The 25,244-nt window shown below is 66.5% G+C and carries 19 protein-coding genes; 5 read left to right on the top strand and 14 right to left on the bottom strand.

Annotated features, from left to right (window positions below; translation table 11 throughout):
- Positions 1–57: 57 nt before the first annotated feature.
- The 10 genes from B047_RS17215 to B047_RS0107865 all read right to left on the bottom strand — a co-directional run bounded on the left by B047_RS17215 (position 58) and on the right by B047_RS0107865 (position 12,359).
- Positions 58–1,935 carry a glycoside hydrolase family 36 protein gene (locus B047_RS17215; protein WP_157205847.1) on the bottom strand — a complete coding sequence of 626 codons (1,878 nt, stop codon included), beginning with the start codon at positions 1,933–1,935 and terminating at the stop codon, positions 58–60.
- The gene (locus B047_RS0107905) at positions 1,932–2,921 is read right to left on the bottom strand and encodes a Gfo/Idh/MocA family protein (protein ID WP_018466421.1); all 990 of its coding nucleotides are present in this window, start codon (positions 2,919–2,921) and stop codon (positions 1,932–1,934) included. The genes B047_RS17215 and B047_RS0107905 overlap by 4 nt, the downstream gene beginning before the upstream one ends.
- Entirely contained in the window at positions 2,918–3,964 is a 1,047-nt protein-coding gene (locus B047_RS0107900; protein ID WP_018466420.1) for a zinc-binding dehydrogenase, read from the bottom strand. Before B047_RS0107900 ends, B047_RS0107905 begins: the two co-directional genes overlap by 4 nt.
- Positions 3,965–4,052: 88 nt before the next feature.
- Positions 4,053–5,735: a sugar phosphorylase gene (locus B047_RS0107895; protein WP_026234710.1), complete on the bottom strand. Its 1,683-nt coding sequence runs from the start codon at positions 5,733–5,735 to the stop codon at positions 4,053–4,055.
- Between the two features lie 107 nt (positions 5,736–5,842).
- Positions 5,843–7,126 carry an MGH1-like glycoside hydrolase domain-containing protein gene (locus tag B047_RS0107890; protein WP_018466418.1) on the bottom strand — a complete coding sequence of 428 codons (1,284 nt, stop codon included), beginning with the start codon at positions 7,124–7,126 and terminating at the stop codon, positions 5,843–5,845.
- A complete protein-coding gene (locus B047_RS0107885; protein ID WP_026234709.1) occupies positions 7,123–8,193 on the bottom strand; it encodes an ABC transporter ATP-binding protein in 1,071 nt (356 codons plus the stop codon). The genes B047_RS0107890 and B047_RS0107885 overlap by 4 nt, the downstream gene beginning before the upstream one ends.
- A 69-nt stretch (positions 8,194–8,262) precedes the next feature.
- Entirely contained in the window at positions 8,263–9,063 is an 801-nt protein-coding gene (locus tag B047_RS0107880) for a carbohydrate ABC transporter permease (RefSeq protein WP_018466416.1), read from the bottom strand.
- Entirely contained in the window at positions 9,060–9,908 is an 849-nt protein-coding gene (locus tag B047_RS0107875; protein WP_018466415.1) for a carbohydrate ABC transporter permease, read from the bottom strand. Before B047_RS0107875 ends, B047_RS0107880 begins: the two co-directional genes overlap by 4 nt.
- A 101-nt stretch (positions 9,909–10,009) precedes the next feature.
- Positions 10,010–11,296 carry an ABC transporter substrate-binding protein gene (locus B047_RS0107870; protein ID WP_018466414.1) on the bottom strand — a complete coding sequence of 429 codons (1,287 nt, stop codon included), beginning with the start codon at positions 11,294–11,296 and terminating at the stop codon, positions 10,010–10,012.
- Between the two features lie 19 nt (positions 11,297–11,315).
- Complete coding sequence (locus B047_RS0107865; protein WP_026234708.1) at positions 11,316–12,359, bottom strand: LacI family DNA-binding transcriptional regulator; 1,044 nt, start codon at positions 12,357–12,359, stop codon at positions 11,316–11,318.
- A 171-nt stretch (positions 12,360–12,530) separates the two neighbouring features.
- On the opposite strand from B047_RS0107865, the gene B047_RS0107860 reads away from it, so the two are divergent.
- Positions 12,531–14,888 (top strand): glycoside hydrolase family 31 protein, encoded by a 2,358-nt coding sequence (locus B047_RS0107860; protein WP_026234707.1) that lies wholly within the window; start codon positions 12,531–12,533, stop codon positions 14,886–14,888.
- A 60-nt stretch (positions 14,889–14,948) separates the two neighbouring features.
- On the opposite strand, the gene B047_RS0107855 is transcribed toward B047_RS0107860, so the two are convergent.
- From B047_RS0107855 to B047_RS0107845, 3 genes are read right to left on the bottom strand one after another with little or no spacing between them, the layout of a single operon-like run.
- Entirely contained in the window at positions 14,949–15,275 is a 327-nt protein-coding gene (locus tag B047_RS0107855; protein WP_018466412.1) for a DUF503 domain-containing protein, read from the bottom strand.
- Positions 15,276–15,281: 6 nt separating this feature from the next.
- Positions 15,282–16,136 (bottom strand): formate dehydrogenase accessory sulfurtransferase FdhD, encoded by an 855-nt coding sequence (gene fdhD, locus B047_RS0107850; RefSeq protein ID WP_018466411.1) that lies wholly within the window; start codon positions 16,134–16,136, stop codon positions 15,282–15,284.
- The gene (locus tag B047_RS0107845; RefSeq protein WP_018466410.1) at positions 16,066–18,345 is read right to left on the bottom strand and encodes an FdhF/YdeP family oxidoreductase; all 2,280 of its coding nucleotides are present in this window, start codon (positions 18,343–18,345) and stop codon (positions 16,066–16,068) included. The genes fdhD and B047_RS0107845 overlap by 71 nt, the downstream gene beginning before the upstream one ends.
- A gap of 200 nt (positions 18,346–18,545) precedes the next feature.
- On the opposite strand from B047_RS0107845, the gene B047_RS0107840 reads away from it, so the two are divergent.
- The 4 genes from B047_RS0107840 (at position 18,546) to B047_RS0107825 (ending at position 23,640) form a co-directional block, all read left to right on the top strand.
- A complete protein-coding gene (locus B047_RS0107840) occupies positions 18,546–19,535 on the top strand; it encodes a malate dehydrogenase (protein WP_026234706.1) in 990 nt (329 codons plus the stop codon).
- 134 nt (positions 19,536–19,669) lie between these two features.
- A complete protein-coding gene (locus tag B047_RS0107835) occupies positions 19,670–21,394 on the top strand; it encodes an NAD-dependent malic enzyme (RefSeq protein WP_018466408.1) in 1,725 nt (574 codons plus the stop codon).
- Between the two features lie 92 nt (positions 21,395–21,486).
- Positions 21,487–22,203, top strand: coding sequence for a heat shock protein transcriptional repressor HspR, fused homodimer type (gene hspR / locus B047_RS0107830; protein ID WP_018466407.1), 717 nt, complete (start codon positions 21,487–21,489; stop codon positions 22,201–22,203).
- Positions 22,204–22,320: 117 nt separating this feature from the next.
- Positions 22,321–23,640 carry a dipeptidase gene (locus B047_RS0107825; RefSeq protein ID WP_018466406.1) on the top strand — a complete coding sequence of 440 codons (1,320 nt, stop codon included), beginning with the start codon at positions 22,321–22,323 and terminating at the stop codon, positions 23,638–23,640.
- A gap of 69 nt (positions 23,641–23,709) precedes the next feature.
- Here B047_RS0107825 and B047_RS0107820 read toward each other — a convergent pair whose 3' ends face one another.
- Entirely contained in the window at positions 23,710–24,819 is a 1,110-nt protein-coding gene (locus B047_RS0107820; protein ID WP_018466405.1) for an acyltransferase family protein, read from the bottom strand.
- Between the last annotated feature and the right edge of the window lie 425 nt (positions 24,820–25,244).

Here is a 25,244-nt window from a genome sequence, read left to right as displayed (position 1 = left end):
AGGTCTTTGGTTTGGGTGATTATCTTTTTGAATCCGGTATGAAAGCTGTTAACCGCCTCACGGCAGCCGCTCGGGGACGTGCTCGAGCCGCTCGCGGCTTAGGAACAGCAGGGTGCCCTGGTGTGGGGGGAGTTCGAGCGTCAGCTCCTCGAGGGGTCCCTGTCCTGGGGGGCCTTTGGCCGGGTCGAGGGCGAAAAGGGGGGGCTCGAGGCCGAGGTCGGCCAGGGGGTAGCGCCGGGGGGCGGGCTCGTCGGTGGGGTTGAAGAGGAAGACGGCTGCTCCGTGGGCCGGGTTGCCGCGCACCTGCACGAGCACCGGGTCGCCGGTGCCGAGCAGGGGGAAGCGGCAGCCGCCGGGGGCGGCCTCCAGGCACTGCCGCCACAGCTCGAGGCGGGCGGGGGAGAGCTCGTCGAGGGCGTCGCTGGTGAGCATGACCCCGCCCATCATCGCGGCGAAGCGGGTCAGGGATTCCTGCTCGAGGGGGCTCAGGTGGTGGAAGCGCTCGCGCAGCAGCACGCAGTCGGGGTCGGCCTCCCACAGCAGGTGGTTGCCGAAGTTGCGCAGCGCCAGCCCGTGCAGCCGCTCGCGGGCGTCGGGCGGCCACTCGGCCCCCACGTCCCGCCCGGTGCGGATGCCGTCCACGAGCCCCACCGAGGGCCATAGGGGGGCGCCGCAGCCCACCCACAGCGCCTCCCCGATCTCCTGGCGGATCATCCGGGCCACCGTGCGCCAGATCTCGACGCGGGTGAGGCCGGGGGTGTGGTGGAGGGCGCGGTCGGGGCCGTGTTCCATGCCGAAGAACATGAAGTCGGTCTTGAAGTAGGCGCAGCCCCACTCCCGCCGCCAGGTGCGCAAGACCTGGCGCAGGTGCTCGAGCGCCTCGGGGTGGGTGGCGTCGAGGACGTAATACTCCTCGCTGCGCTTGTGCCAGCGGAACTCGCCGTAAAAGCGCATCTGCACCAGCGGGCCGCCGGTCTGCCGGTCGCGCACCACCCAATCCGGGTGAAGGCGGTAGAGGCGGCTGCGGTTGCCCACCACGAAGGGCGCGATCCACAGGCCCGGGACGAAGCCGGCGGCCCGGACGTCGTCGAGCAGGGGCTTCATCCCGCGGGGGAACTGCGGCCTGACCTCGAGCCAGTCGCCCATCTCGGGGGTGAAGCCGTCGTCGATCTGGAAGACCCGCATGGGCAGCCCTTCGCGCCGGGCCACTTCCCCCACGCCCCGCAGGTGCTCGAGCAGGTTCTCCTCGCTGATCGAGCCGTAGAGGTTGTACCACGAGCACCAGCCGGTGATGGGCTCAGGGGGGCGGCGCGGGGGCGGGTCGGCGGCCTGGGCAACGGCCCGGGCCCACTCCCGCAGCGCCGCCTCGACCCCGGCGTGGGCGAAGGCCAGCAGGGTCTCCGAAGCGCAGCGCCCGCCGGGGCCAGGGGCCTTGCGGTCCCAGAGGGTCTCGACGGTCAGGCCGTCCGGGGCCAGCGTGAAGCGGTGCTGGAAGCGGTCGTGCCGCTCGAAACCCAGCACCGCGCTGCCCGGGCCTTCGCGGGGGAGCAACTGGGTCAGGGCGTAGCCGGTGCGGGGTTGGGGGATGGCCTCGAGGTCTACGTACTCCGCCCCGTCCCAACTGTGGTAGCCCTGGCGCAGGGCGGCCCGCACCCCCTCCAGCCGCGCGAAGTGCAGCCCGAAGCTGTCGAGGACGAGATCGGCGGGGGAGCCCTCGAGCCGGTAGCTCACCCGGCAGCGGTCGCCCTCTACCCGCGCCTCCAGGCCGAAGCGGCCCTCGGGGAGGGCGTACTCGAGGCTCAACCCGTGCGCATCCTTCCGGACGTGCGTGGGCTCGGCGCGGTGCGTCGTCCCGTTCACCACCGGGTAGCACCGGCGCAGCGCGACGCGGGACGAACGCAGGCTCAGGGCGTGGTCCTCGAGCAGCGGCCTCATCGCAGCCGCACCTCCTGCCCGGTCTCGGCGGACTGGCGGGCGGCCAGGGCGAACTCGAGCGACTTCGCGCCCTCCCGGATGGGCGTGCGGGCGGGGCGGTCGTCGCGGATGGCCCGGATGAGGTCGTGCATCTGGGCCAGGAAGAGGTCGCGGGCCGACCCGACCTCGAGGGGGGGTTGCTCGGGGCCGGTAGTGAAGTGGAAGGTGGCGCGGTTGGGGTCGGTGAAGTCGGCGGTGAGCTTCTGCGCGACCAGACGGAAGTCCTTGATCCAGCGGCCCGGGATGGCCCCGTTGGTGGCGTAGACCACGCCCAGCGCGCCCCCCTCGAAGGCGGCGACGGTGGCGCTCACGTCCTCGGCGGTGTAGCCGGGGGTGTCGCGGTGGAAGAGGTTGGCGGCCTTGGCGTAGACCGTCACGGGGTCGCCCAGCAGGTAGCGCAGCAGGTCGAAGAGGTGGATCACCTGCTCGACCATCTGCCCCCCCGAGCGGGCCCGGTCGCGCCACCAGGGGGCGTGCAGGGCATTGCAGAAGTAGCGGGCGCTGACGAGCCCGACGGGGCCGGTGTCCAGGCTTTGCAGGCGCTCGAGCGCCTCCCCGAAGCGGTACATGAAGCCCACCTGGGTCTTGATGCCCGCCTGCTCGGCGGCCTCCACCATGCGCCAGGCCAGGGGGAGCTCGAGGGCGATGGGCTTCTCGATAAGCAGGTGGACCCCGCGCCGTGCGGCCTGCTCCACCTCGTCGGAGTGGCCGTAGGGCGGCAGGGCGACGATCAGGAGGTCGAGGCCGGCGTGCTCGAGCAGGGCGTGGTGGTCGGCGAAGACGGCGGCCTTGCCGTCGGTGAACTCCGCGGCGAGGGCCTGGGCCTTGTGGAGGTTGCGGTCGCAGAAGGCGACGAGCCGGGCTTCGCCCTGCAGCTCGAGCAGCACTCGCGCGTGGGCGCGGGCGATGCCGCCGCAGCCGAGGATGCCGACACGAAGGCGCTTCATGGTTGTGGGAACTCCAGCACGGCCTGCACCACCTGCTCGGGGGTCTGGTCGAGGGCTTCGAAGAGCGCAGCGGCCTCCTCGAAGGGCCGGACGTGGGTGACGAGGGGGCGCAGGTTGAGCACGCCCTCGTGCTGGAGCCGGATGGCGGTCTGGGCCTGGCGCACGTCGTCCCAGCGGTACTTGAGCTCGGGGTCGGGGCCGGAGATCTGCGAGCAGACGAGGTTGATGCGGTTGTGATGGAACTCCTCGCCCAGCCGCAGGCCCTGGGCCTCGCCCTGGAAGAAGCCCATCGCCACCACCCGCGCCGAGTAGGCCGCCGCCCGGATGGCCTCGTTCAGGGCCTGGGTCGAGCCCGTGACCTCGAGGCACACGTCGGCCCCGCGCCCGCCGGTGAGGTCCTTGATGGCCTCGGCCACCTTGACGGCGCGGGCGTCGAGGGTGACGGGGGTGCCCAGCCTCCGGGCGAGCTCGAGGCGCGCCGGGTGCAGGTCCACCCCGATCACCAAAGCCCCCGAAGCCCGGGCCATCTGCGCCACGATCTGGCCCAGCGCCCCCAGCCCGAACACCGCCACCGTCTCGCCCAGCCGGATGCGCGCGTCGTGGACGCCGTTGAGCGCGATGGAGCCGATGCGCGAGAAGATGCCCAGCAAGGGGTCGAGGCCCTCGGGAAGCTGCCGGGGCCGCAGGTAGGCCGCGCTCAGTACGGCGTGGGTGGTGTGGCTCCACACCCCGAATACCCGCGTCCCGGGGGGCAGGTCGCCGGCGGCGGAGCCCGCCTCCACCACCTCGCCCACCTCCTCGTAGCCCCACCCGCGTAGGGGATAGGGCGTGCTGGGGGCGGCGTCGGCGAGGAAAAGCCGCCGCTTGGGGTCCCAGCGCTTGTGGACGTAGGGGTTGGTGCCGCGGTACGCAGTGAGTTCGGTCCCCGCGCTGATCCCGGAGTAGAGCGTGCGCACCCGCACCTCCTCCGGCCCCAGGGGCGGGTCGTCGTAGTCCTCGAAGCCGATCTGGCGGGGGGCGGTGAAGATCAGTCGTCGTGCCACGGGAGTCCTTTCAGTCGAGAAATGTCGATAGTCGATAGCCCATAGCCCCTCGCGTTTAGCGTCTTGCGTCTTGCGTTCGGCGTACGGCCTACTCGTCCACCACCCAGGCCGCCTGGTAGGGCCGGAGGATGCCCGTGAACCACTTCCCGCTGACGAGGTCGCGGCCCACCCGGCTGACCACCTGCGAGCGGGACGTGACGTTGATATAGCAGCCCACGCTCTGCTCGCCGCTGCCGCGCACGATACGCAGCACCTCCTTGGAGGGCAGGACCTGCTGGGGGGCGTTGGGGTGGAAGGCGGGGTGGGAGGCGCGCACGCGCAGGAGGTGGGTGTAGGCCGCCAGCACCTTCGAGGCCCTCGAGCCGGGGTCGCTGAGCAGCTCGCCGAGCTCCTCCTTCGTGAACTTGTGCCGGTTGAGCCGCCGGTTGATGCCGCTCTCCGCCAGCGCCTTGTGGTCGGAGGGCGAGCCGAAGAGGCTGTGGACGTAGACACCGGGCACCCCCTGGAGGCTGAGCAGGATGGCGTTGGCCGCCATGAAGCGGGCGATCTGCAGGCTTTCGGGCTCGGGCTGCTCGAGGTAGGGGTGGTTGAGGGCGTCGAAAAGCGTCAGGCACAGCTCGTAGGGCACCGGGCCCTCAGGAGTGTCCTTGTAGTTGACCCGGCCGCCGTGGTCGAGGGCCATCTGCATGAGGGCCGCGATCTCGACGGGCTCGAGGATGCCGCCCGCGGGCACCACGCCCAGCCCGTCGTGCGAGGCGAGGAAGTTGAAGAAGGTGGTGTGGGGGGAGGGGGGCTCGAGGGTGGCGGCCCACTGCGCGAGCTTAGTGGCGTCGCCGGTGCGGAAGGTGTGCAGTACCAGTGGCGGCAGCGGGAACTGGTAAACCATCTGCGCCTCGTCCTGCCCGTTGCCGAAGTAGGCGACGTTGTCGCGGTGCGGCACGTTGGTCTCGGTGACGAGCAGCACCCAGGGGGCTACGGCGTCGAGCACCAGGCGCAGCAGCTTGACGATGCGGTGGGTGCCCTCGAGGTGCATGCAGGAGCTGCCGATCTCCTTCCAGATGAAGCCCACCGCGTCGAGCCGGATGAGCTGTGCCCCGTGGCGCACGTAGTGCAGTAGGGCCGAGACGACCTCGAGCAGCACCTCGGGGTTGGCGTAGTTGAGGTCGATCTGGTCGGGGGAGAAGGTCGTCCAGACTAGCTTCTCGCCGCTAGGGGTCTGGAAGGGGGTGAGCAGGGGCAGGGCCCGGGGCCGGAACACCGCGCTGAGGTCGGTGTCGGGCGGGGCGGTGATGAAGTAGTCGCGGTACTTGGGGTTACCTTGCAAGAAGCCCTGGAACCAGGGGCTCGAGGCCGAGACGTGGTTGCACACCAAATCCACCATCAATCGGAAGTCCTTCCCGATGGCCTCGATGTCCGACCAGTCCCCCCACCCCGGCGCGACGGCCTTGAAGTCCGTCACGCTAAAGCCGTCGTCGGAGGTGGCGGGGTAGAAGGGTAGGATGTGCACCCCGGAGAACACCCCCTGCAGGTGGTCGCGTAGGAAGCCGTGCAGGGTTCGCAGCGGGGGCTCATCCTTCGCCCGGATCTGGTCGCCGTAGGTGATGAGGATGGCGTCCTTCTCGCTCCAGCGCCCAGGGCTCGAGACGGCCCCGGTCTTGGGGAAAGCCTCGAGCAGCTGCAGAAGCTGCTCGAGCACGCTCCTGGCCTGAGGGGGATAGAGGAACTCGAGGTGCTCCAACATCCGGTGGGCAATCTCGGAAGGAATCGACATTGTTGGTACAAAGATATTACGGGGAGGCATTAGTGATCAGCCGTCAGCGGTCAGCCGTCAGCCGCCGGCGTCGAGGGCCAAGGGGTCTGGCGTCTTGCGTTTGGCGTTTAGCCATCAGCACCCTCCGCCGCCCAGTCCAGCCACATCGCCGCCGTCCAGGAGAAATTCCTCCCACCCAGCCCGGCGCCGCTCACGGGGTGGTAGTACTCGCTGAAACCCGAGACTTCGGCCAGATCGCGGGTGTCCTGGCGCAAGCGCTCGGCGAGGGCGAGGTGGCCGTACTCGCGGAAGCCAGTGGCGATGAGACGGTTGACCACCGCCCACACCGGGCCGCGCCAGTAGCGCTGGGGCTCGAACTTGGGGTGGGTGGGGTCGGTGCTGGGCACCAGGTAGCGCACCTGGCGGCCCCAGGCCTCGAGGGTATGGGCCAGCCGCTCGGCCCGCTCGGGGCTGGCGGTCCCCGCGTATAGCGGTAGGAAGGAGGCGTTGGTGCCGACGCGGATGGGCGCGTTCTGCACGAGGTCGTAGTTGTGGTAGAGCCCGCTCTCCTCGTCCCATAGGCTTTCGATGGCGGGTCCGCTGGTCCGGAGCCAGCCCTCGATCTCGGCCTCGTCGCCAAAGCCGAAACGCTGCGAGAGCCACAGCAGGTCGCGGTTGGCGCGGTGCAGCGCGCAGTCGATGAGCAGGCTGACCACGCGGAAGGGGCACTCGCGGTGCAGGCGTAGCTGATCGTAACCGGCGCGCTTGTAGATTTCCAGCAGCGACAAGAAGCGGTCGTACTCGGCCTTGTGCGGGCGTTGGCTGGGGTCTACGTGGCTGGTGTCGCGGCGGGTGTAGGGCGGGAGGTCGGGGTCTACCGGGACGCGGGCTAGGGCCTGGTCCCAGGCCGGACTGTTGTCGGCCCCTGTCTCCCAGGGGTGGAAGGTGGTCATGAGGCCGGTGTCCCGGGGGTCGCGCTCGCGCTTGAACCAGCGGTGGTAGGCCAGGATTCTAGGGTAGAGGGTTCTGGCTTTTTCCTCGGCCAGGGCCTGGTCCTGGGCCCGCTCGAGCATCCAGCGCACGAAGGTCGCCACCACCGGCGGCTGGGTGATGCCCGAGGTGGGCGGGGTGTGGTGGGTTCCCCAGCGCTCGGGGCCCGGAAAATAGCTCGACGCCGCCTTGTGGAAGACGATGTGGGGTAGCATCCCGCTTGCCCACTGGCCCTGGAAGAGCAGCTCGAGCTCCTGCCAGGCCCGCGCTTCGTCGACCCTCATCCAGCCCAACGCGGTGAAACCCGCGTCCCAAAGCCACTGAAAGGGGTAGAGCCCGGCGGTGGGAACGGTGAAGCCGCCGCGGTCGTTGGCCCTGAGGATGCCGATGGCCTCCTGATCCAGCGATTCTCGTGTCTTCATGCCTGCCTCGCGTGCGTGAGCGATTGGCCGCTCGCCGGGTCGAGCCAGCGCAAGCGGCCCGACTGAGGCCTGAGCCAGAGGGTTTGTCCGGGTTTGGCGGCGAAGTCAGGAGGCACCGTGACCTTGAGCGGCTGCTGCTCGTAGGTCAGCGTCAGCAGCAGGTGCGGTCCCAGCGGCTCGACCACCAGGACACGAGCGGGAAAGCTCTGGGGGTGGGGCTCGAGGTGGGCCTCGAGATCTTCGGGCCGCACCCCCAGCAAGACGTCCTTGCCCGGTGGGGGGGAGGGTAACTCCAGGGTCAGCGATTGGATCTGAGCCTGGTTGCCCTCCACCGGCAGCCGCAGGAAATTCATCGGCGGGCTGCCGATGAAGCCGCCCACGAAGGTATCGGCAGGCTCCTGATAGATCTTCATTGGTTCGTCGTACTGCACCACGCGCCCGGCGTTCATCACCGCGATGCGGTCGGCCAGGCTCATGGCTTCCACTTGGTCGTGGGTCACGTAGAGGGTGGTGGTGCGGCTTTCGGCCAGCAGGCGCTTGAGCTCGGCCCGCATCTCCAGGCGCAGCAGCGCGTCGAGGTTGGAGAGGGGCTCGTCCATCAGCAGCACCTCGGGCTCGACGGCCAGGGCGCGGGCCACCGCCACCCGCTGGCGCTGTCCGCCCGAGAGCTGCGCGGGGTAGCGCCCCAGCAGGCCCTCGATGTGCATGAGTGTGGCGGCCCGCTCCACCTGGGCCCTGATGCGCTCCGGCGGGGCCTTTTGCATCCTGAGCCCGAAGGCGATGTTCTCGAAGACGGTGAGGTGGGGAAAGACCGCGTAGTTTTGGAAGACCATCGCGATCTTGCGCGAGCGTGGTGCAAGCGCCGTCACCTCGCGATCTCCGATGAACACCCGCCCACTATCAGGGTGCTCGAGCCCGGCGATAATGCGCAACAGCGTGGTCTTACCGCAGCCCGAAGGCCCCAGCAGTACCACGAATTCCTGGTCGCGCACCTCGAGTGAGACCCCACCCAGGGCTTTGACCTTACCGAAGAGCTTTACGATGTTTTCCACTCGAATTCCGGCCATAAACCTCCCAAGGGTCGTAAGCCCTACGTTGTGTGCGACATACAAGACGTAGGACGTATGACATCGAGCTCAGCGGTTCGCGATCCCCCACAGCGTGAACAGGTAGCGCCGGATGGCGAAGATGAACACCAGCGCGGGCACGATGAGGAAGAAGCCCCCGGCAAAGCGGAAGGGCAGGGGGGAGTCGTTGAGGGCGGTGAGGAGGAAGGCGGGGAGGGTGCGTTCGCGCAGGGTGAGCAAAGTGGCGGCGAAGACCTCGTTCCAGGAGATCACGAAGGCAAAGATGGCCGTGGCTGCCAGCCCAGGCAGAGCCAGGGGTAGCACCACTTTGAGGAAGGCCTGAACGCGATTGCAGCCCAGGGTCCAGGCGGCCTCCTCGAGCTCCTTGGGGATGCCTAAAAAGAGGCTGCTGGTCACCAGTACCGCGAAGGGCAGGGCCAGCGCGGTATGCACCAGGGCTACGCCCAAAGGGGTATCGTAGAGCCCTAGATTGATGAAGCGCACCGCCAGTGGGATCGCCAAGATCGCCAGCGGAAAAGCCCGGGTCAGGAGGATCAGGATGCGGTAGGCGTCGGCTCCAGCAAAGCGGTAGCGGGCCAGGGCATAGCCGGCGGGAGCGCCCAGGAGCACCGCGAACAGCAGGGTCAGGCCGGCGACTATGAGGCTGTTGCCGATGGCTTTACCTACCCCCGTGACCCCGAAGAAGAAGGAGATGGTTTCTAGGGAGAAGCGTTGTGGCAGGATGCCCTTGGGCCAGGCGAACACCGAAGCGCGATCGCTGAAGGCCAGCGTGGCGATCAAGAAGATTGGCACGATGACCCATAGCGCTATCAGCACGGCCAGCGCCAGATAGATCGTGCGGTTGATCATGCGACCACCTCCTGCCGAGGGCGCATGAGCCTGAGGTAAAGCAACGTCGCTAGCACCGAGATACCCAGGATCAGCACCGAGTACGCCGCCGCCACGCCGGGGTTCTGGTAAGCGTTGTACCAGAAGTAGGCTTCCCCGGCCAGAACCGGCAGGTTGCGCCCACCCAGCGCCACCACCACCGCGAAGACTTCCAGCGCCAGTATCGTTCGCAGGATCAGCGCCACCTGCAGGCTGGGCATGAGCAAGGGCAGTGTGACCCTCCAAAAACGACGCCAGGGAGTCGCGCCGAAGACCTCGGCGGCCTCGCTGTACTCCTTGGGGATGAGCTGCAAGCCAGCCACCAGGATCACAAAAACGATGGCCGTCGCCCGCCAGACCTCAGCCGCCACCACTGCCAAAAACAGCATCGCCGGGGTCTCGTAGCTCAGCCATAACCTCGGCTCGTGGATGAGGCCCAGGGCTTGCAGGAAGCTGTTGAGGTAGCCCCGCTCGGTAAAAATAGCCAGCCACGCAATGCCGGCGGCCAGATCGGAGATCCCCAGGGGAATCGTCCAGACGTACAAAAACAGGTCGCGCCCCCTGGAGATTCCTCCCAACAGCATCGCCATGCACAAGGCCAAGATTACCTGTAGGGGCACCACCACCACGGCCAGAAGCACGGTGTATTTGAGGGCATCCTTGAAGTAGAGGTCGGCGGCCATGCGCTGAAAGTGCTCGAGCGTCCACCCCTCACTTCCCCGGATCGACAGCAACAGGGCTTCCACCAGCGGCCAGGCGAACAAAAATAGCAGGAAGATCACGCTGGGTAGGACCAGCAGGTAAGGGATGTACCGTTCGCTGCGCATAAGTTAGTCCCTTCGTGTGCCGAAGGCCGAACGCGGCTCGTATGCCAAAGGCCCTCGACAAACCGCGAACTCCAGGCCGGCCGTCAGCCATCGACCTCTGGCTAGTTCACCGGGCACGGGCCTTCGCTGACAGGATCGGGTGACCAGCAGGGGGCTTTAGCGTCGTTCATGACGCGCCGCAGGTTGATGGCCTCGCTGTCGAGCACTCGCCGAATGTCCTCACCCCGCAGGACGATGCGGGCGAAGGTATCCTGGAAGACCTTGTTGTACTCCCCGCCCCTGGCCCCTAGGCCTACCGGCAGCAGGCTGGGCAAGGCGACATTGCTCTGGGCCTGCCGGGCGATGGCATCTGCGGCCATGCGGGTGCCTTGGGGTAGGTTGTCGGGGAGCTTGGCCTGGATGACCGGGAAGAAGCCGTTCTCTACCAGGGTGGTGATCTGCACCTCGGGGCGGGTCAGGTACTCGATGAGGGCCACCGCGCCGTCCCGGTTGGGGGCGTTCTTGGGGATGCCCAAACCGGCGAGCACCGGCATGAAGCCGCGGCCATAGGGTCCGATGGGGGCGGGGAAAGCCACGAAGTCATTCGGCTTTTGGTTCAGCCCGTCGCGCAGCCGGGCAATGTGATCCCAGGCCACCCAGACCTCCCCGGACAGGAGCGGCTCTTGCATGAAGTCATAGGTGGTGGACTGCGGGTTGACGAACTGCCACAGACCCTTGAACTCGCTCCACATGCGCTGGGCTTCGTCGCTACGGAACTTGCTTACCGCGCTCTTGGTGTAGGAGGGGTAGAGGTAGCCCTGCGTGAAGCGGTGCATCAGCCCCCTGGGGCCGGCGGGGAAGCCCAGCAGGCGCTTGCCGGTGGCCCTTTGGATGTTGGCGCCCCATTCCTTGAGCTGCGAGTAGGTAAGGGTGTTGAGATTGGCCCCAGTAGGCAGGTACTGTAGGGCCTGCTTGTTGGCCACCATGATGTAGGTCGCCTGCATCCAGGGGATGTAGTACTGACTGCCCGTGCCCATTTTGCCCAGGCTGACGAAGGTGGGGGAGAACCTGCGGTCTTTGAGCTGAGCCATCACGTCATCCACGCTGTCCATGGCCCCGGCGGCGATCAGTGGCGGGAAGTCGCCGTGCAATCCCCCTACCAGGCTGACGTTGACCTTACCGGCTTTGGCCTCGGAGAGAATCCGGCTGGTGAAAGGGGCGTTGTCCTCGGGGATGAACTCCACGCGCCCGGAGAAGTCCTTGAGGATGACCTGGCGCATGCGCTGGGCCTCCTCGATGGGGGTGAACTGGGTGGAGACGAACAGCACCGATTGCTGCTGAGCGAACACCGCTGCCAGTGCCACCAGCGCTGCACCGATCAGACTGAAGCCGATCCACTGCTTTTTCATGCCAACCTCCTCGGTCCTTCTAGCTTTGCGGTGGTCCATCCGACCCCCGCAAAATCAACTCGGGTACCCAGATCTCCTGTAACTCCTCGGCGGCGGTCCCCCCCAAGCGCGCCAGGAGCATTTCCACCAGGCGTCGGCCCATCGCGTGGAAGGGTTGGTGCAGGGTGGAGAGAGGAGGGTCGGTGTAGTGGGCCAGAAGAATGTCGTCGTAACCAATGACCGAAACCTCTCGCCCGGCCTTGAGACCCCGCTCGCGCAAGGCCCGCAGGGCTCCGAGGGCCATGAGGTCGTTGGCGCACAGCAGGGCGGTTGGGGGCCGGGGCAAGCCCAGCAGGGCTTGAGTGAGCTGGTAGCCGCTCTCCTCGCTCAGGTCGCCCTCGAGCACCCACTCCGCCCGCAGGGGAAGGCCCGCTTCCGCCAGCGCCCGCTGATATCCCTGCAGGCGGTGCTGGGCGAAGTTGAGCTCGGGAGGAGCCCCGATGAAAGCGATGTCGCGGTGGCCCAGGTTTAAGAGGTGCTGGGCGGCTTTGTGAAGGCCCTGCTCGCCGTCGATGTCCAGGTAGGGGAATGGTTCGTCGATCAGGTCGCTGCGCCCGTGGGCCACGAAGGGGATCTTTCGCTTGAGCAGGTATACGATGCGCTCGTCCAGGCGGCGGGTGCGGGCGAGCACCAAGCCATCTACCCGCTTGCCCTCGACCAGGCGCTCGTAGCAGTTCAGCTCCTGGGGGCCAGGGGGGCTGGTGGTCACCAGCAAATCCAGGCCCGCCTCGGATAGCCCTTCGCCCAGGCCGGCCAGCAACTCCAGGAAAAACGAATCGGCGAAGCGCCCTTGTGGCGCGGGGATCACCACCCCGACGGTCTCGGCGCGGCCTTTGCGCAGGCGTTGGCCCAGGGGGTTGGGGCGGTAGCCCAGCCGGGCGGCGGCCTCGAGCACCCGCTCCCGGGTAGCCGCGCTGACCCGGCTGGGGTTGTTGAGTACCCGTGAAACGGTGGCGATGGATACCCCGGCTTCCAGGGCCACCCTGCGGATGTCGGCGTTGGTTGGGGTAGGGTCGTGTGGCAAAACACCCTCCAAGCCACAGCTTATGAAATCTGCTGCTGCACGTGATGTAAACGTTTTCCACATGCTACCACCTGTGACCGGGTTTGGCAAGGGCCACCACCCGCTTCGATCAGGACTCCGTTCTCCCCCCCCCTGCTGCGCGCCCTGGCCTGGCTCGGGTATGTTAGGGCAATGCACGAGGTTCGCTTCGCTTCCTATCGCTACCGCGAACATGCCCTCCACCTCGAGGGCAGCTATTTCAGGGGCCGGGTCCAACTTTTGCACAAAGGGGAGGCCAGGGTCTGGCGGGTTTTCGTTTGGCACCGCCTGGAGGACGCTCAGAAGGAGAGCTGGGTGATGGAGGGGCTCGAGCCCTTGCCCTTCGAGCTCTACGACGACCTGACCTGCCGGGCCGAGGGAGTGCCCGACCTCAAGCTCTGGCTTGACCCCTTCGGCTTCGCTTGGGAGGGCCTGGAGGCGCTGGAGCTCGAGGCCCACCGCTTCGAGCAGCTGGGCAAGTCCGGCGTGTGGCAGACCAGCGAGTGGACCGCTTTCCACGAGGTCAATGACGGGCTGCCGCTAGGGGCGGGCATGTCCTTGCTCATCAAGGAGAAACTCGAGCGGCGTTACTACGGGCTGGGCGAGCGCACGGGCTTTCTGGACAAGAAGGGCCGTACCTGGACCAACTGGACCACCGATAACCCCACCCACTACCCAGACGCCGACCCGCTCTACCAGGCCCACCCCTTCCTGGTGGGCCTCGAGGGGGAGAGGGCCTGGGGAGTGTACCTCGACGAGACCTGGCGCACCGTCTTCGACCTGGCCTCAGCCGAGGACCACCAGAGCATCATCCGCACCGACGGTCCTACCTTCGACCTCTACCTCATCGCCGGTCCCTCCCCCAAGGAGGTCATCCAGCGCTACACCGCGCTGGTGGGCCGGGCCAGCCTGCCGCCGCTGTGGGCGCTGGGCTACCACCAGTGTCGCTACAGCTATACCCACCAGGAACTGGCGCTGGAGATCGCCCGCGAGTACCGCCGCCGGGAGATCCCCCTCGACGCGGTGTGGCTCGATATCGACTACATGGACGGCTTTAAGGTCTTCACCTTCTCCCCGGGCCGCTTCCCCGACCCCAAACAGCTCAGCTCGAGCCTGCAGGAGATGGGCGTCAAGACCGTGACCATCGTGGACCCCGGCGTCAAGAAGGAGGCGGGTTACCCGGTCTACGAGGAGGGGCACGCCCGGCAGTTCTTCGTGCGCTCGCACCGCGACGAGGAGCTATGGGGCGAGGTCTGGCCCAACCCCGCGGTCTGGCCCGACTTCACCCGCGCCGAGGTGCGCGAGTGGTGGGGCGGGTTGCACCGCTTCTACCTCGAGCGAGGCATCGCGGGTATCTGGAACGACATGAACGAGCCCGCCGCCTTCAGCGTCTTCGGCCAGACCCCCCCCAAGGACAACCGCACCCTGCCCAGCTCGGCCCGCCAGGACAACCGCTACCACGCCGAGGTGCACAACCTCTACGGCTACGGCATGTGCCAGGCCACCTACGAGGGCTTGCGGCGGCTCGAGCCCTCCAGGCGCCCCTTCGTGCTCACCCGCTCGGGCTTCGCAGGCATCCAGAAATACGCCTTCGTCTGGACCGGCGACAACCACTCCTACTGGGAGCACCTCGAGGGCTCCATCCCCATGTTGCTGAACCTGGGCATGAGTGGGGTGCCCTTCGTGGGGGCCGACATCGGCGGCTTCTCGGCCCACGCCGACGGTGAACTGCTGGCGCGCTGGACCTGGCTGGGGGCCTTCTACCCCTTCATGCGCAACCACTCCGGCAAGACCAGCCGCCGCCAGGAGCCCTGGGTGTTCGGTCCCCGCTGGGAGAGCGTCATCCGCGAGGCCATCCGCTTCCGTTACCGCATGCTGCCCTACCTCTACACCCTGGCCCAGGAGGCCACCGTCACCGGCCTTCCACCCATGCGGGCGATGGTGCTCGAGCACCCCCACGACCCCGAAGTGAGCACCCTGCACGACCAGTTCATGTGGGGCAGCGACCTGCTGGTAGCCCCTGCCGTGCGGCCCGGCCAGCGCCACCGCTTGGTCTATCTTCCGCAGGGCGAATGGCAGGACTTCTGGAGCGGTGAAAGCTATGAAGGCCCCATCCACCTGCCCACCGCGACCCCGCACGAGCGCATCCCGCTGTTTCAGCGGGCGGGCAGTGCGATTCCCACCACCAAGGCCGAGCCCCACACCACCGATGCCTACTGGGAGACCCTCGTCTGGCAGCTTTCCCTCGCCCCCGAGATGCGTGGCCGGGTCTACGAGGACCAGGGCGAGGGCTACGGGCCGGGCTACACCAGCGAGCTCGAGGGCAGCTACGACGGTTACACCTTGCGCCTGAGCTTCACCGACCGTGCTGGCCAGCCTCGCCAGCGCGTCGAGGCGGTGGTGCGTGGGGTGCGCCAGCCCCAAAGCGGCTCCAGCGTTCACCACTACGACCCCGAAACCCAGACCCTGACCCTAGACCTCACCTCGGGGTCGGCAGAAGTCCACTGGTAAGGGCGATAGCTGAATGCCGGGTCAAGTGGCTATGGACGCTTCCGTGAAAGGCAAGGAAGGCTACCTTGCATATAACGGTAGCAGGCCCTCCAGCTCCAGTTCCTCGATGTGCCAGTCCTCGTGGGCCACGACGAACTCCCGCTGTTCGGCCATGAACTGCGCGGCCTCGCGCAGCACGGTTTCCACCCACACCCCGTCGTAGCCCAGCAGGCTGAAGCCCACCACCTCCCAGCCGTGGTCGTCCTGCCCGGCCAGCCGCGCCGCCGAGACGGGATAGCGGCTGCGCAGGCGCTCGATGGCCGGCTTGACCAGCGCGCGCTTCTCCTTGAGGCTCTTGACCCAGGGCATCTCGAGCCGCGCCGTGTAGACTCCAAGATAGGCCCTCATCGCATCTCAGGGTAGCAGGATTCGCTCTGGGGCGCTGTAGATGTTGAAAGATTCGCGCAAGAAGCCCACCAGCGTCAGGTTGAACTGCCGCGCGAGCTCTACGGCCAGGCTCGAGGGCGCCGAGATAGCCGCCAGGATGGGCACCCTGGCAGCCAGGGCCTTCTGGCACAGCTCGTAGCTGACCCGCCCGCTCACCAGTACCACCTTCTCTCGCAGCGGCAGCTTCCCTTCCAGCAGCGCCCAGCCGATGAGCTTGTCCAGCGCGTTGTGCCGCCCCACGTCCTCGCGTAAAGCCAGCAGATTGCCCTCCAGGTCGAACAGCGCTGCCGCGTGAAGTCCCCCGGTGCGTTCGAAAAGCCCCTGTGCCCGGCGCAGCTTCTCGGGCAGCCGGGGGAGGACTTCGGCCCGGATGCGGCCCGCGTCGACCAGGGGACGCTGGCCACGCAGCTTTAGCTGCTCCAGCCCCGCCTTGCCGCACACTCCGCAGGCGCTGGTGCTGTAGAAGTGGCGCTCGAGGTGCCCCAGCTCGGGGAGGCTCTCGCCCCGCAGCTCCACGTTGACGATGTTGTACTGCTGGGTCTCGCCGGGATCGGTGCAGTAGGCGACCCGGCGAATCTCCTCCCGTCCACCGATGACCCCTTCGGCGAACAGGAAGCCCGCCGCCAGCTCGAAGTCCTGGCCCGGGGTGCGCAGGGTCACGGCAACCGTCCGCCGCTGCCCTCCCAACAGCAGGCGAATCTCCAGCGGCTCCTCGCTGACCAGCTCGTCGCTGCGGGGCTGGACCCGGCCTTCAGCCACCCGCAGCAGGGTGGTCCTGACCTTGGCCGAGGGCCGGGTTGGGCTGGAGTTCGATGAAGGCATAAGCCTCCTTGTAGGCGGGGATGCGGGCCTTAGCCGAGCGCAGGTTGGGGTCGAGCAGCACGTTGCCCTCGGGCCAGTGCACCTGCAAGGTACCGCTACGGAGCGGCGCGATGAAGACCCGGGCTTCCATGCGGCCCAGCGGGTTGCTCAGCCACACCCGCTGGCCCTGCGCAAGCCCCAGCCGCCGGGCGTCCTCGGCACTGATGAGCACCGCGTCGCGCGGCGCGGCGTTGATGGGATCGGTGTCCTCGAGCACCATGCTGTTGAACTGCTTTCCCCGCCGCGTCACCAGCCGGAAGGCGCCGGGAGGAAGTTGCTGCTCGGGCAGCTTTACCACCCGGAAGCGGGCCTTGCCGTCGGGCGTGGGGCAGACCCCGTCCTTGCAGAGGTGGGGGCCGCCGTACTGGAAAGCGTCACCCTTCGCCGCCAGCCCTTCAATCCCGGCGTAGAAGGGGACCACCTGGGCGATTTCCCGGCGGATGGCCGCGGTGTCGGCGAATTGTAGCCGGCTGGCCAGGTCGGCCCTGACCTTGTGGGCCAGCTCGAGCAGCACCTCCCACTCGGGCCGGGCCTGGCCGATGCGCGGGCCCGGAATCTCGGGGCTGTAGATCACCCGGCGCTCGGTGGAGGTCTCGGTGACGCCCCCGGGTACCTCGTAGCGGGTGGTGGCCGGCAGCAAGACCACCTCACCCCCCGGTTCGGCCAGCATCTGGCTCGAGAGCACGATGTCCTGGTGCACCCGCAGCCCCACCTGCTCCAGCGCCTGCCGCACGCGCTGGGGGTCGGGCAGCACCTCGAGGAAGTTGCCCCCAATGCTCCACAGCACCTCGAGTTCGCCCCGCAGGGCGGCCTCGAGCATCTCCGTCGCGGTGAGGCCCGGCTGGTCTGGCACCTCGAAGCCCCACTGCTCGGCGAGCTTGCGGGCGTTCTCCGGGTTGATGGGCACGCCCCCCGGAAAGGCGCTGGCATAAGCCCCCATCTCGGCCCCGCCCTGCACGCCGGAGTGCCCCCGGATGGGCATCAGGCCACAACCCTCGCGCCCCAGATAGCCCCGTGCGAGGCCCAGGTTGATGATGGCCTGCACCGCCTCCTCGCCACTGCTGTGCTGGGTGATGCCCATGCTCCACACCAGCACGGCCCGCTCGGCCTCCATCAGCATGCGGGCGAAGGCCAGCATCTCTTGGTGTGAAACCCCGCTGCTGGCCTCCAACTCTTCCCAGCGGGCCGCGCGCAGCGACTGTACCACGGCCTCGAAGCCGCTGGTGTGCGCTTCGATGAAGCGCTCGTTGAAGCCCCCCTGCTCGAGCAGGTGCTTCATGGCCCCGGTGATGAAGGCGATGTCGCCCCCGGGCTGCACCAGGAAGAAGCGGTCGGCGATGCGGGTGCCGAAGAGGGCGCTCTCGAGGTCGGAGGGCACCCAGTAGTGCTCCATGGCCGGTTCGCGATAAGGGTTGACCACCGCCACCTTGGTCCCCGCCTTCTTGGCGTAGTAGAGGTACTTCATCATCACCGGCTGGTTCACGGCCACGTTGGAACCAAAGAACACCACCAGGTCGGTGCCGATGAGGTCGCGGTAGCTGCACGTCGTCGCCGCTACCCCCAGCGCTTCCTTGAGGGCGACGGTGCTGGGCGAGTGGCAGATGCGCGCGGCGTTGTCGATGTTGTTGGAGCCCAGCGCCCGCACCACCTTCTGGGCTACGTAGTAAGTTTCGTTGGGTATACCCCGGCTGGTCAGGTAGAAGCCCAGCCGCTCGGGGGCGCTGTGGCAGATTTGGAGCGCGATGCGGTCGAGCGCCTCGGCCCAGGAGATGCGCTTGAAGCCCTTATCCCCTTTGCGGCGGTACATCGGGTAGGGAAGGCGGCCCAGCCCACGCAACTCGGCGGAGGATCTCGAGCGCAGCTGCTCGACGTCCTCGAGCACCCTCACGTCCAGCGGCCCCATGGTGTTGAGCCGCAGCAGCCGCAGGCGCACGTTACACAGGTGGATGCCCTCGATGGTCCAGTCGCGCATCCCATAAGTCCCCAGCGCGCAGCCGTCGCAGACCCCCTCCTGCAGGATGCGCCAGGCGTAACCCAACTTGTCGGCGTTTTCCCCGATGGCCCGGAAGACCTCCATGAAGTTGTTGGGCTTCTGCAGCCCGATCCCGAAGGGGCGCCTCGAGGCCCACAGCTCCGGATTCCACCCTTTCTTGACGGGTTTAAGCCCCACAGAACCTCCGATTGCCGTATTGTACCGTCCTGCCACCTTCGTGAGGCAGAGGCAGCTTCCAATCACGAGACCCCAAACTCTGCGAGCCGCAGGTCCCCTCCGTCGCCCTTGGCGTTCGACCTTTGGCATCTCACAAGGGTATGATCTCGAGCGGCAAACACCCGCCCTTGAGGGCGTGTGATGAAGCGAAAGGAGTGTTCATGAAGTCGCCCGTACGTGTCGCAGTCACCGGTGCTGCCGGTCAGATCGGTTACAGCCTGCTCTTCCGCATCGCCAGCGGCGAGATGCTGGGCAAAGATCAACCCGTCATCTTGCAACTGTTGGAGATTACCCCGGCAATGAAAGCCTTACAGGGCGTGATCATGGAGCTCGAGGACTGTGCTTTCCCCACCTTAGCCGGGATAGTGGCCACCGACGACCCCAACGTGGCCTTCGCGGACGCCGACTATGCTTTGCTGGTAGGCGCGATGCCGCGCAAACAGGGCATGGAACGTGCCGACTTGCTCCAGGCCAACGGGGCGATCTTCACCGCGCAGGGCCGGGCCCTATCCGACAATGCCCGCAGGGGGGTCAAGGTGCTGGTGGTGGGCAACCCGGCCAACACCAACGCCCTCATCACCTACAAGAACGCGCCCAAGCTCGAGCCCCGCCAGATCCACGCCATGACCCGCCTCGACCACAACCGCGCCATCTCCCAGCTCGCCGCCCGCCTCAAGGTGCCGGTGACGGCGATCAAGAAGATGACCATCTGGGGCAACCACTCCCTCACCCAGTACCCCGACCTCTTCCACTGCGAAGTGGATGGCAAGAGCGCCTACGAGCTGGTGGGTGACCATGAATGGTATGTGGGCACCTACATCCCCAAGGTCGCCAAGCGCGGAGCCGAGATCATCGAGGCTCGCGGGGCTTCCTCAGCCGCCAGCGCGGCGAGTGCGGCCATCGACCACATGCGCGACTGGGCTTTGGGCACCCCTGAGGGCGACTGGGTGAGCATGGCCATCCCCTCCGATGGCTCCTACGGGATCCCCGAGGGGTTGGTCTACAGCTACCCCTGCGTGTGCAAGAACGGCGACTTCGAGATCGTGCAGGGCCTCGATATCAACGAGTTCAGCCGCCAGAAGATGGATGCTAGCGCCAAGGAGCTCGCCGAGGAGCGCGACGCGGTGCTGCAGCTTGGGCTGATCAAGTGAGGTCTAAGGGCCCTACGTCTGTAGGGTAGGGGCGGGCCTCGTGCTCGCCCTCATTCATTGGGTTGGCGCTCAGGGTTATCTTTCGCCTGACGAAAATATAGCGCGCCTGATGAAACAACGTTACGATAGCTGGCATGAGTGTCAGCCGGTACTACGACGTCAAACGCGATGAGAACGGAGAGCGCTACCTCGAGCCCTACATCAACGGTTTTTCCCTGTTGGGGCTGCCGCTGCTGAACAAGGAGTCGGCTTTCACCCGCGAGGAGCGGCGATTGCTGGGGCTCGAGGGCCTGTTGCCGCCGCACGTCTCGACGCTGGAGGAGCAGAAGGAGCGGCATTATCGGCGCTACCGGCTGCAAGCCTCCGACCTCGATAAGCACATCTTCCTCAGAACGCTGCAAGATCGCAACGAGGTGCTGTTTTATGCCCTCCTCGCCGACCACATGTCGGAGATGCTACCCATCCTCTACACCCCCACCGTAGGGGAGGCCGTCAAGCAATTCTCGGCCATCTACCGCTTCCCCAGGGGCTTTACCGCCTCGACCTTCGACATCGACCGCGTCGAGCAAACCCTCTCCAACGTGCCCTTGGAGGAGGTGCGGCTCATCGTCGCCACCGATTCCTCGGCCATTTTGGGTATCGGGGATCAGGGTTTCGGGGGCTTGGCCATCTCCATCGGTAAGCTCTCGCTCTACACCGCCGCCGGCGGCGTGGGTCCGGACAAAACCCTGCCGGTGGGCCTGGACGTGGGAACCGACCGCCAGGACCTGATCTCCGACCCCCTCTACCTCGGTGCCAAGCACCGCCGCCTCACCGGGGAGGCCTACTTCCAGTTCCTCGATAGGTTCGTCGAGGCCGTGCGCAAGCGCTACCCCAAGGCCCTCATCCAGTGGGAAGACTTCAGCAAGGACACCGCTTTCGCCGTGCTCGAGCGCTACCGCAAGGTGCTGCCCTCCTTCAACGACGACATCCAGGGCACGGGTGCGGTGGCCCTAGCCGGGGTGCTTTCGGCTTGCCGGGTCAAGGGTGAGACGCTCGGCGACCAGCGCATCATCATCTACGGCGCGGGGGCCGGCGGGGTGGGGGTGGCCTGGGCGCTCAAAGCCGGGCTCATGCGCGAGGGGCTCAGCGAAGAAGAAGCCCTCGCCCGCCTGTTCGTGCTCGACTCCCAGGGCTTGTTGGTTCAGGGGCGGCGGATGGAGCCTTACAAACAGCCTTTTGCCCAGAAGGCGGAGGCGCTGGAGGGCTGGAGCTACGCGGGCAGCGCGCCCAACCTGCTCGAGGTCATCCAGAACGCCAAGGCCACGGTGCTGCTGGGCCTTTCAGGTCAGCCCGACTCCTTCACCGAGCCCATCGTCAAGGCCATGCTGGCCAACACGCCCCGTCCGGTCATTTTCCCCCTCTCCAACCCCACCAGCTCCTCTGAAGCCTTGCCCGAGGACCTGGTGCGCTGGACATACGGTATGGCGATGGTGGCCGCTGGCAGCCCCTTTGCTTCCGTCGAGTACGAGGGCCGGAGCTACCCGGTGGGCCAGGGCAACAATGCCTTCATCTTCCCGGGGCTGGGCTTTGGCGCGGTGCTCTCGCAGGCTAAGGAGGTCACCGACGGCATGGTGCTCGAGGCTGCCTATGCCCTCTACGACTACACCTCGACCCATCACCCCGACCGTATTTACCCCCCGGTGGGCGAGCTGCGGGAGGTAAGTAAGTTCGTGGCCGCGCGGGTCATCCGCCGGGCCATCCAGGAAGGGGTGGCCCGTTCGGACAAGCTCAAGGGCCTGGACTTCACCAGCCTGAGGGATTTCGTCGAGGAGCGCTTCTGGAAGCCCCAGTATCTTCCTTTCAAGCCGGCTAAGTGAGGGCGCGGATATAAACTCATTTTCTGGTCGCGCGAAAGATAATCGTATAATCGGCATATAAAGGCTGCGCGGCAGCCTTTGGCGTTTGGCTTATGGATAAGGACAGACCGGTTTACATCATCTCCGTGGCGGCTGAGCTGGTGGACATGCACCCTCAGACGCTACGCCTGTATGAGCGCAAGGGGCTGATCGAACCCAAGCGCTCGGGCGGCAAGACCCGGCTGTATTCCGAGCGCGACGTGGAGAAGCTGCGAGAAATCCGCCGTCTGACGCAGGAACTCGGCGTCAACCTGGCCGGCGTCGAGGAGATCATGCGGCTGCGCGACGAGCTGTGGGCCCTCGAGCAGCGCTTTCACGCCAAAGTCGAGCGCTTGCAGAAGGAGCTGGGTGAGAAGCTTCAGGACCTGCGCCTGCCTCCGGCCCTCCCCGCTCCCTCCGAGGGCAAGCCCAAGCGCCAGCTCTCCGACAAAGAACGTCCCGTATACGTGATCTCCGTGGCGGCTGAGCTGGTGGACATGCACCCCCAGACGCTACGCCTGTATGAGCGCAAGGGGCTGGTCAAGCCCCGCCGCTCGGGCGGCAAGACCCGGCTGTACTCCGAGCGTGACGTGGAGAAGCTGCGAGAAATCCGCCGCCTGACGCAGGAACTCGGCGTCAACCTGGCCGGCGTCGAGGAGATCATCCGGTTGCGCGACGAACTCGATAGCCAGCAGGTGCACCTCGAGTCGGAAATAGCTCGCCTGCGCTTGGCGCTACTGCGCGAGCTGGGTTCGGGGGAGTCCGAGGCAAAGAAGTCCAGCGCCGGTTGAGCCCTAGCCGATGGCCAGGAGGCATCGAGGGCTGGGGATTCGTGGAGCCCCCTTGCCTACGGCTGGCGTTTGGTGTCCCGGCTTGGGCGTACAACGTACATGACGTACAATCTCCACGTGAAGCACCTGGAAAACCTCAAAGACTTCCTCCGTATCCCCTCAATTTCCGCCGACCCCGCCTACAAAGCCGACGTGGAGCGGGCTGCCCGCTGGCTCGAGGCCAAGCTCGGCGGCCTAGGCTTCGAGGTTGAGGTGATTCCCACCCCCGGCCACCCCATCGTCTATGCCGAGAAGCGGGTTAGCCCTTCCGCGCCCACGGTCTTGATCTACGGCCACTACGACGTGCAGCCTCCGGACCCGCTGGAGCTGTGGCATACCCCGCCCTTTGAGCCCACCATTCGCGAGGGCCGGATCTACGCCCGCGGAGCCTCCGACGACAAGGGCCAACTCTACGCCCACATCGCCGCGGTGGAAAACCTGGGTTCGGGGTTGGGGGTCAACGTCAAATTCCTCATCGAGGGGGAGGAGGAGGTCAGCTCGGCTCACCTCGAGCCCTTCGTCAGGGCCAACCGTGAGCGCCTGAGGGCCGACGCGCTCATCATCTCCGATGGCTCGATGTACGCGCCGGGCGTCCCTAGCCTCGAGTACGGTCTGCGTGGGCTGGTCTACATGGAGGTGCAGCTCGAGGGCGCCAATCGCGACCTGCACTCGGGCACCTACGGTGGGGCCGCACCCAACCCCATCCACGCCGCTGCCTGGATGATCGCAAAGCTCAAGGGGGAGGACGGGCGCATCCTGGTTCCCGGCTTCTACGACGCAGTGCGCCCCCTGAGCGAGGCGGAGGGGGCCAACTTTGCCTCCTTGCCCTTCGACGCGGGGGAGTTTGCCCGCTCCATCGGCGCTGAAGCCCTGCCGGGTGAGCCGGGGTGGGGGGTGCTCGAGCGCACCTGGGTACGGCCTACCCTCGACGTCAACGGCATCTGGGGTGGCTACCAGGGTGAGGGCTCGAAGACGGTGATCCCGGCCAAAGCGGGCTTCAAGTTCTCCATGCGGCTGGTGCCCGACCAGGATCCCCAGGCCATTCAGAAGGCCGTCACCGCGTACCTGCATCAAATCCTGCCCCAAGGCTATCGCATGAAAATCCTCTACCACGGCACGGGCAAGCCGGTGGTCACCGACCTCGAGTCCCCGCCCATGCAGGCGGCCATGCGGGCCCTCGAGCAGGCCTGGGGCCGCAAGCCCGTCTTCACCCGCGCCGGCGGCAGCATCCCCATCGTGGCCAGCTTCCAGGAATTGTTGGGCATGCCCATCGTGCTCATGGGGATGGGCCTCAACGACGACAACCTCCACTCGCCCAACGAGAAATTCGACCTCGAGTGCTTCGAGCGGGGCATCAAGGCCAGTGAAAACCTGCTACGGCTGCTGGCTCAGGGGTAAAGAGCGGAAAGCGGTCGGCCACCCGCTAACCAGGAGTACGACCCACGCCCGGCGTTCGATCCTCGGCCCCTACCCCCCACCCACGGTCCAGGCCAGGCGCGTGCGCCGGATCTGCTGGGTGATCTTGAGGCTGGTGCCGTAGACCAGCACGAACCAGCTAAACCAGATTGCCACCCGCACCAGTGGGTTGGGCACGTACTCGGGTACGCGGTCGAAGAAGGTAAAGCTCTGGTCGATGCCCAGCACGAACAGCAGCAAGGTGATGGCCGACTTGCCCAGCATGTTGACGAGCACCTGGATCAGGTGGATGCCGTAGCTGTCCTTGCGCACGTCCACGAAGCTGGGAGCCAGTCGCCAGGGGAGCTTGAGGATAACCACCAGACAGATCAGGGCATAGAGCTGGTTGCTGATGCGCAGGCCATCGTAGGGGTTGAGCGAGCCGAGGTGGATGAGCAGCCGGGATTCGGCGGTGGCCAGGGCTAGGCCGAGGGCAGCCATCGCCAGGAGCTTCCACCAGGGCAGCGCCCGCACCCAGGGCTGGATGCGCTCGAGGTTGCGGTAGAGCCACAGGCCCACCCACATGTAGAACAAAAAGCCGAAGAAGGCGAAAGAGTGGACGGGGATGAACCACTGGAAGTACTGGTTGATTGCGTAGACCAAGCTGGCTCCAAAGGCCGCCACGGGGAACCAAGGCTTCCACCAGTGGTGGCGCAGGAGCAGCATGATAGCGAGGGAAAACAGCAGCACGGGGATGTACCAGAAGGCGGTGAAAAAGGTCGTGTGCCAGATCTCGAGGGGGATATCGATGAGGCGAAACTTGCCCAGGGCGATCAGGCGCGCGAAGGTGATGCTCACCAGGACGCCCAGCCAGACGAGGTAGGGTTTGCCGATACGGTTGACCCGCTCCCAGTAGTACGACAGCACCTCGAACCGAGGCTTTTGCATCTTGGCGGCCATGAGGAAGGAGGTGATGACGAAGAAGGTCAGGATTCCGAAGCCCCGCAAGGCCACGATGGTGCTCTCAAATAGTGAGGGCGAGCGGTCAATCTCGAACCAGTTGGCGTGCAGCAAGACGATGCACACGATGGATAAAAAGCGCGCGTTGTCGACGAAGAGATAGCCCTCGGTGCTTTTGGAGTGGGCTGGCGCGGGAGAATTGCCGACGAGGGTTTTCTGCATGGGCTCTCCAGGTCCACGGTTTCGATGGCCGGGGTACGTGTCGGGCGATGCGACTGAGGCTAAGTTTAGGCTTCGGGGCGTTACGGGGGTGTTACTGGGTGTCGGGCTCGGCTCGAGGGCAGGCGGGGTTTTCAGGGCATGGCCTGCAACAAGCTCAAGGTAGTAGGTAGCAATGCAGGTGTGGGTGAAGTCGCTGGGGTGAAGCCGGTCTTTGGCGAGGAGGTAGCTGAAGGGCAGGCGTAACTCGGTGGCAAACTGCTACACGATGATGTAACGCGGCACCAGGGGTACCTTGGCCCACGCAGCGGTCGGGCACTGATCGCGTTCCATCCTTAGGCCTCACGCAGCGAGGCGTAATACCAGATTCGGTCAGTTCGTTCCCATTCGGGAACGAACTGACCCGACCGAAGGGAGTGCTCTGGGAT

It is taken from the genome of Calidithermus timidus DSM 17022 (assembly GCF_000373205.1).
In the GTDB taxonomy this organism is placed as follows: Bacteria; Deinococcota; Deinococci; order Deinococcales; family Thermaceae; genus Calidithermus; species Calidithermus timidus.
Note: the sequence above shows the minus strand (reverse complement) of the source record. Positions and strands in the feature narration are given on the sequence as shown.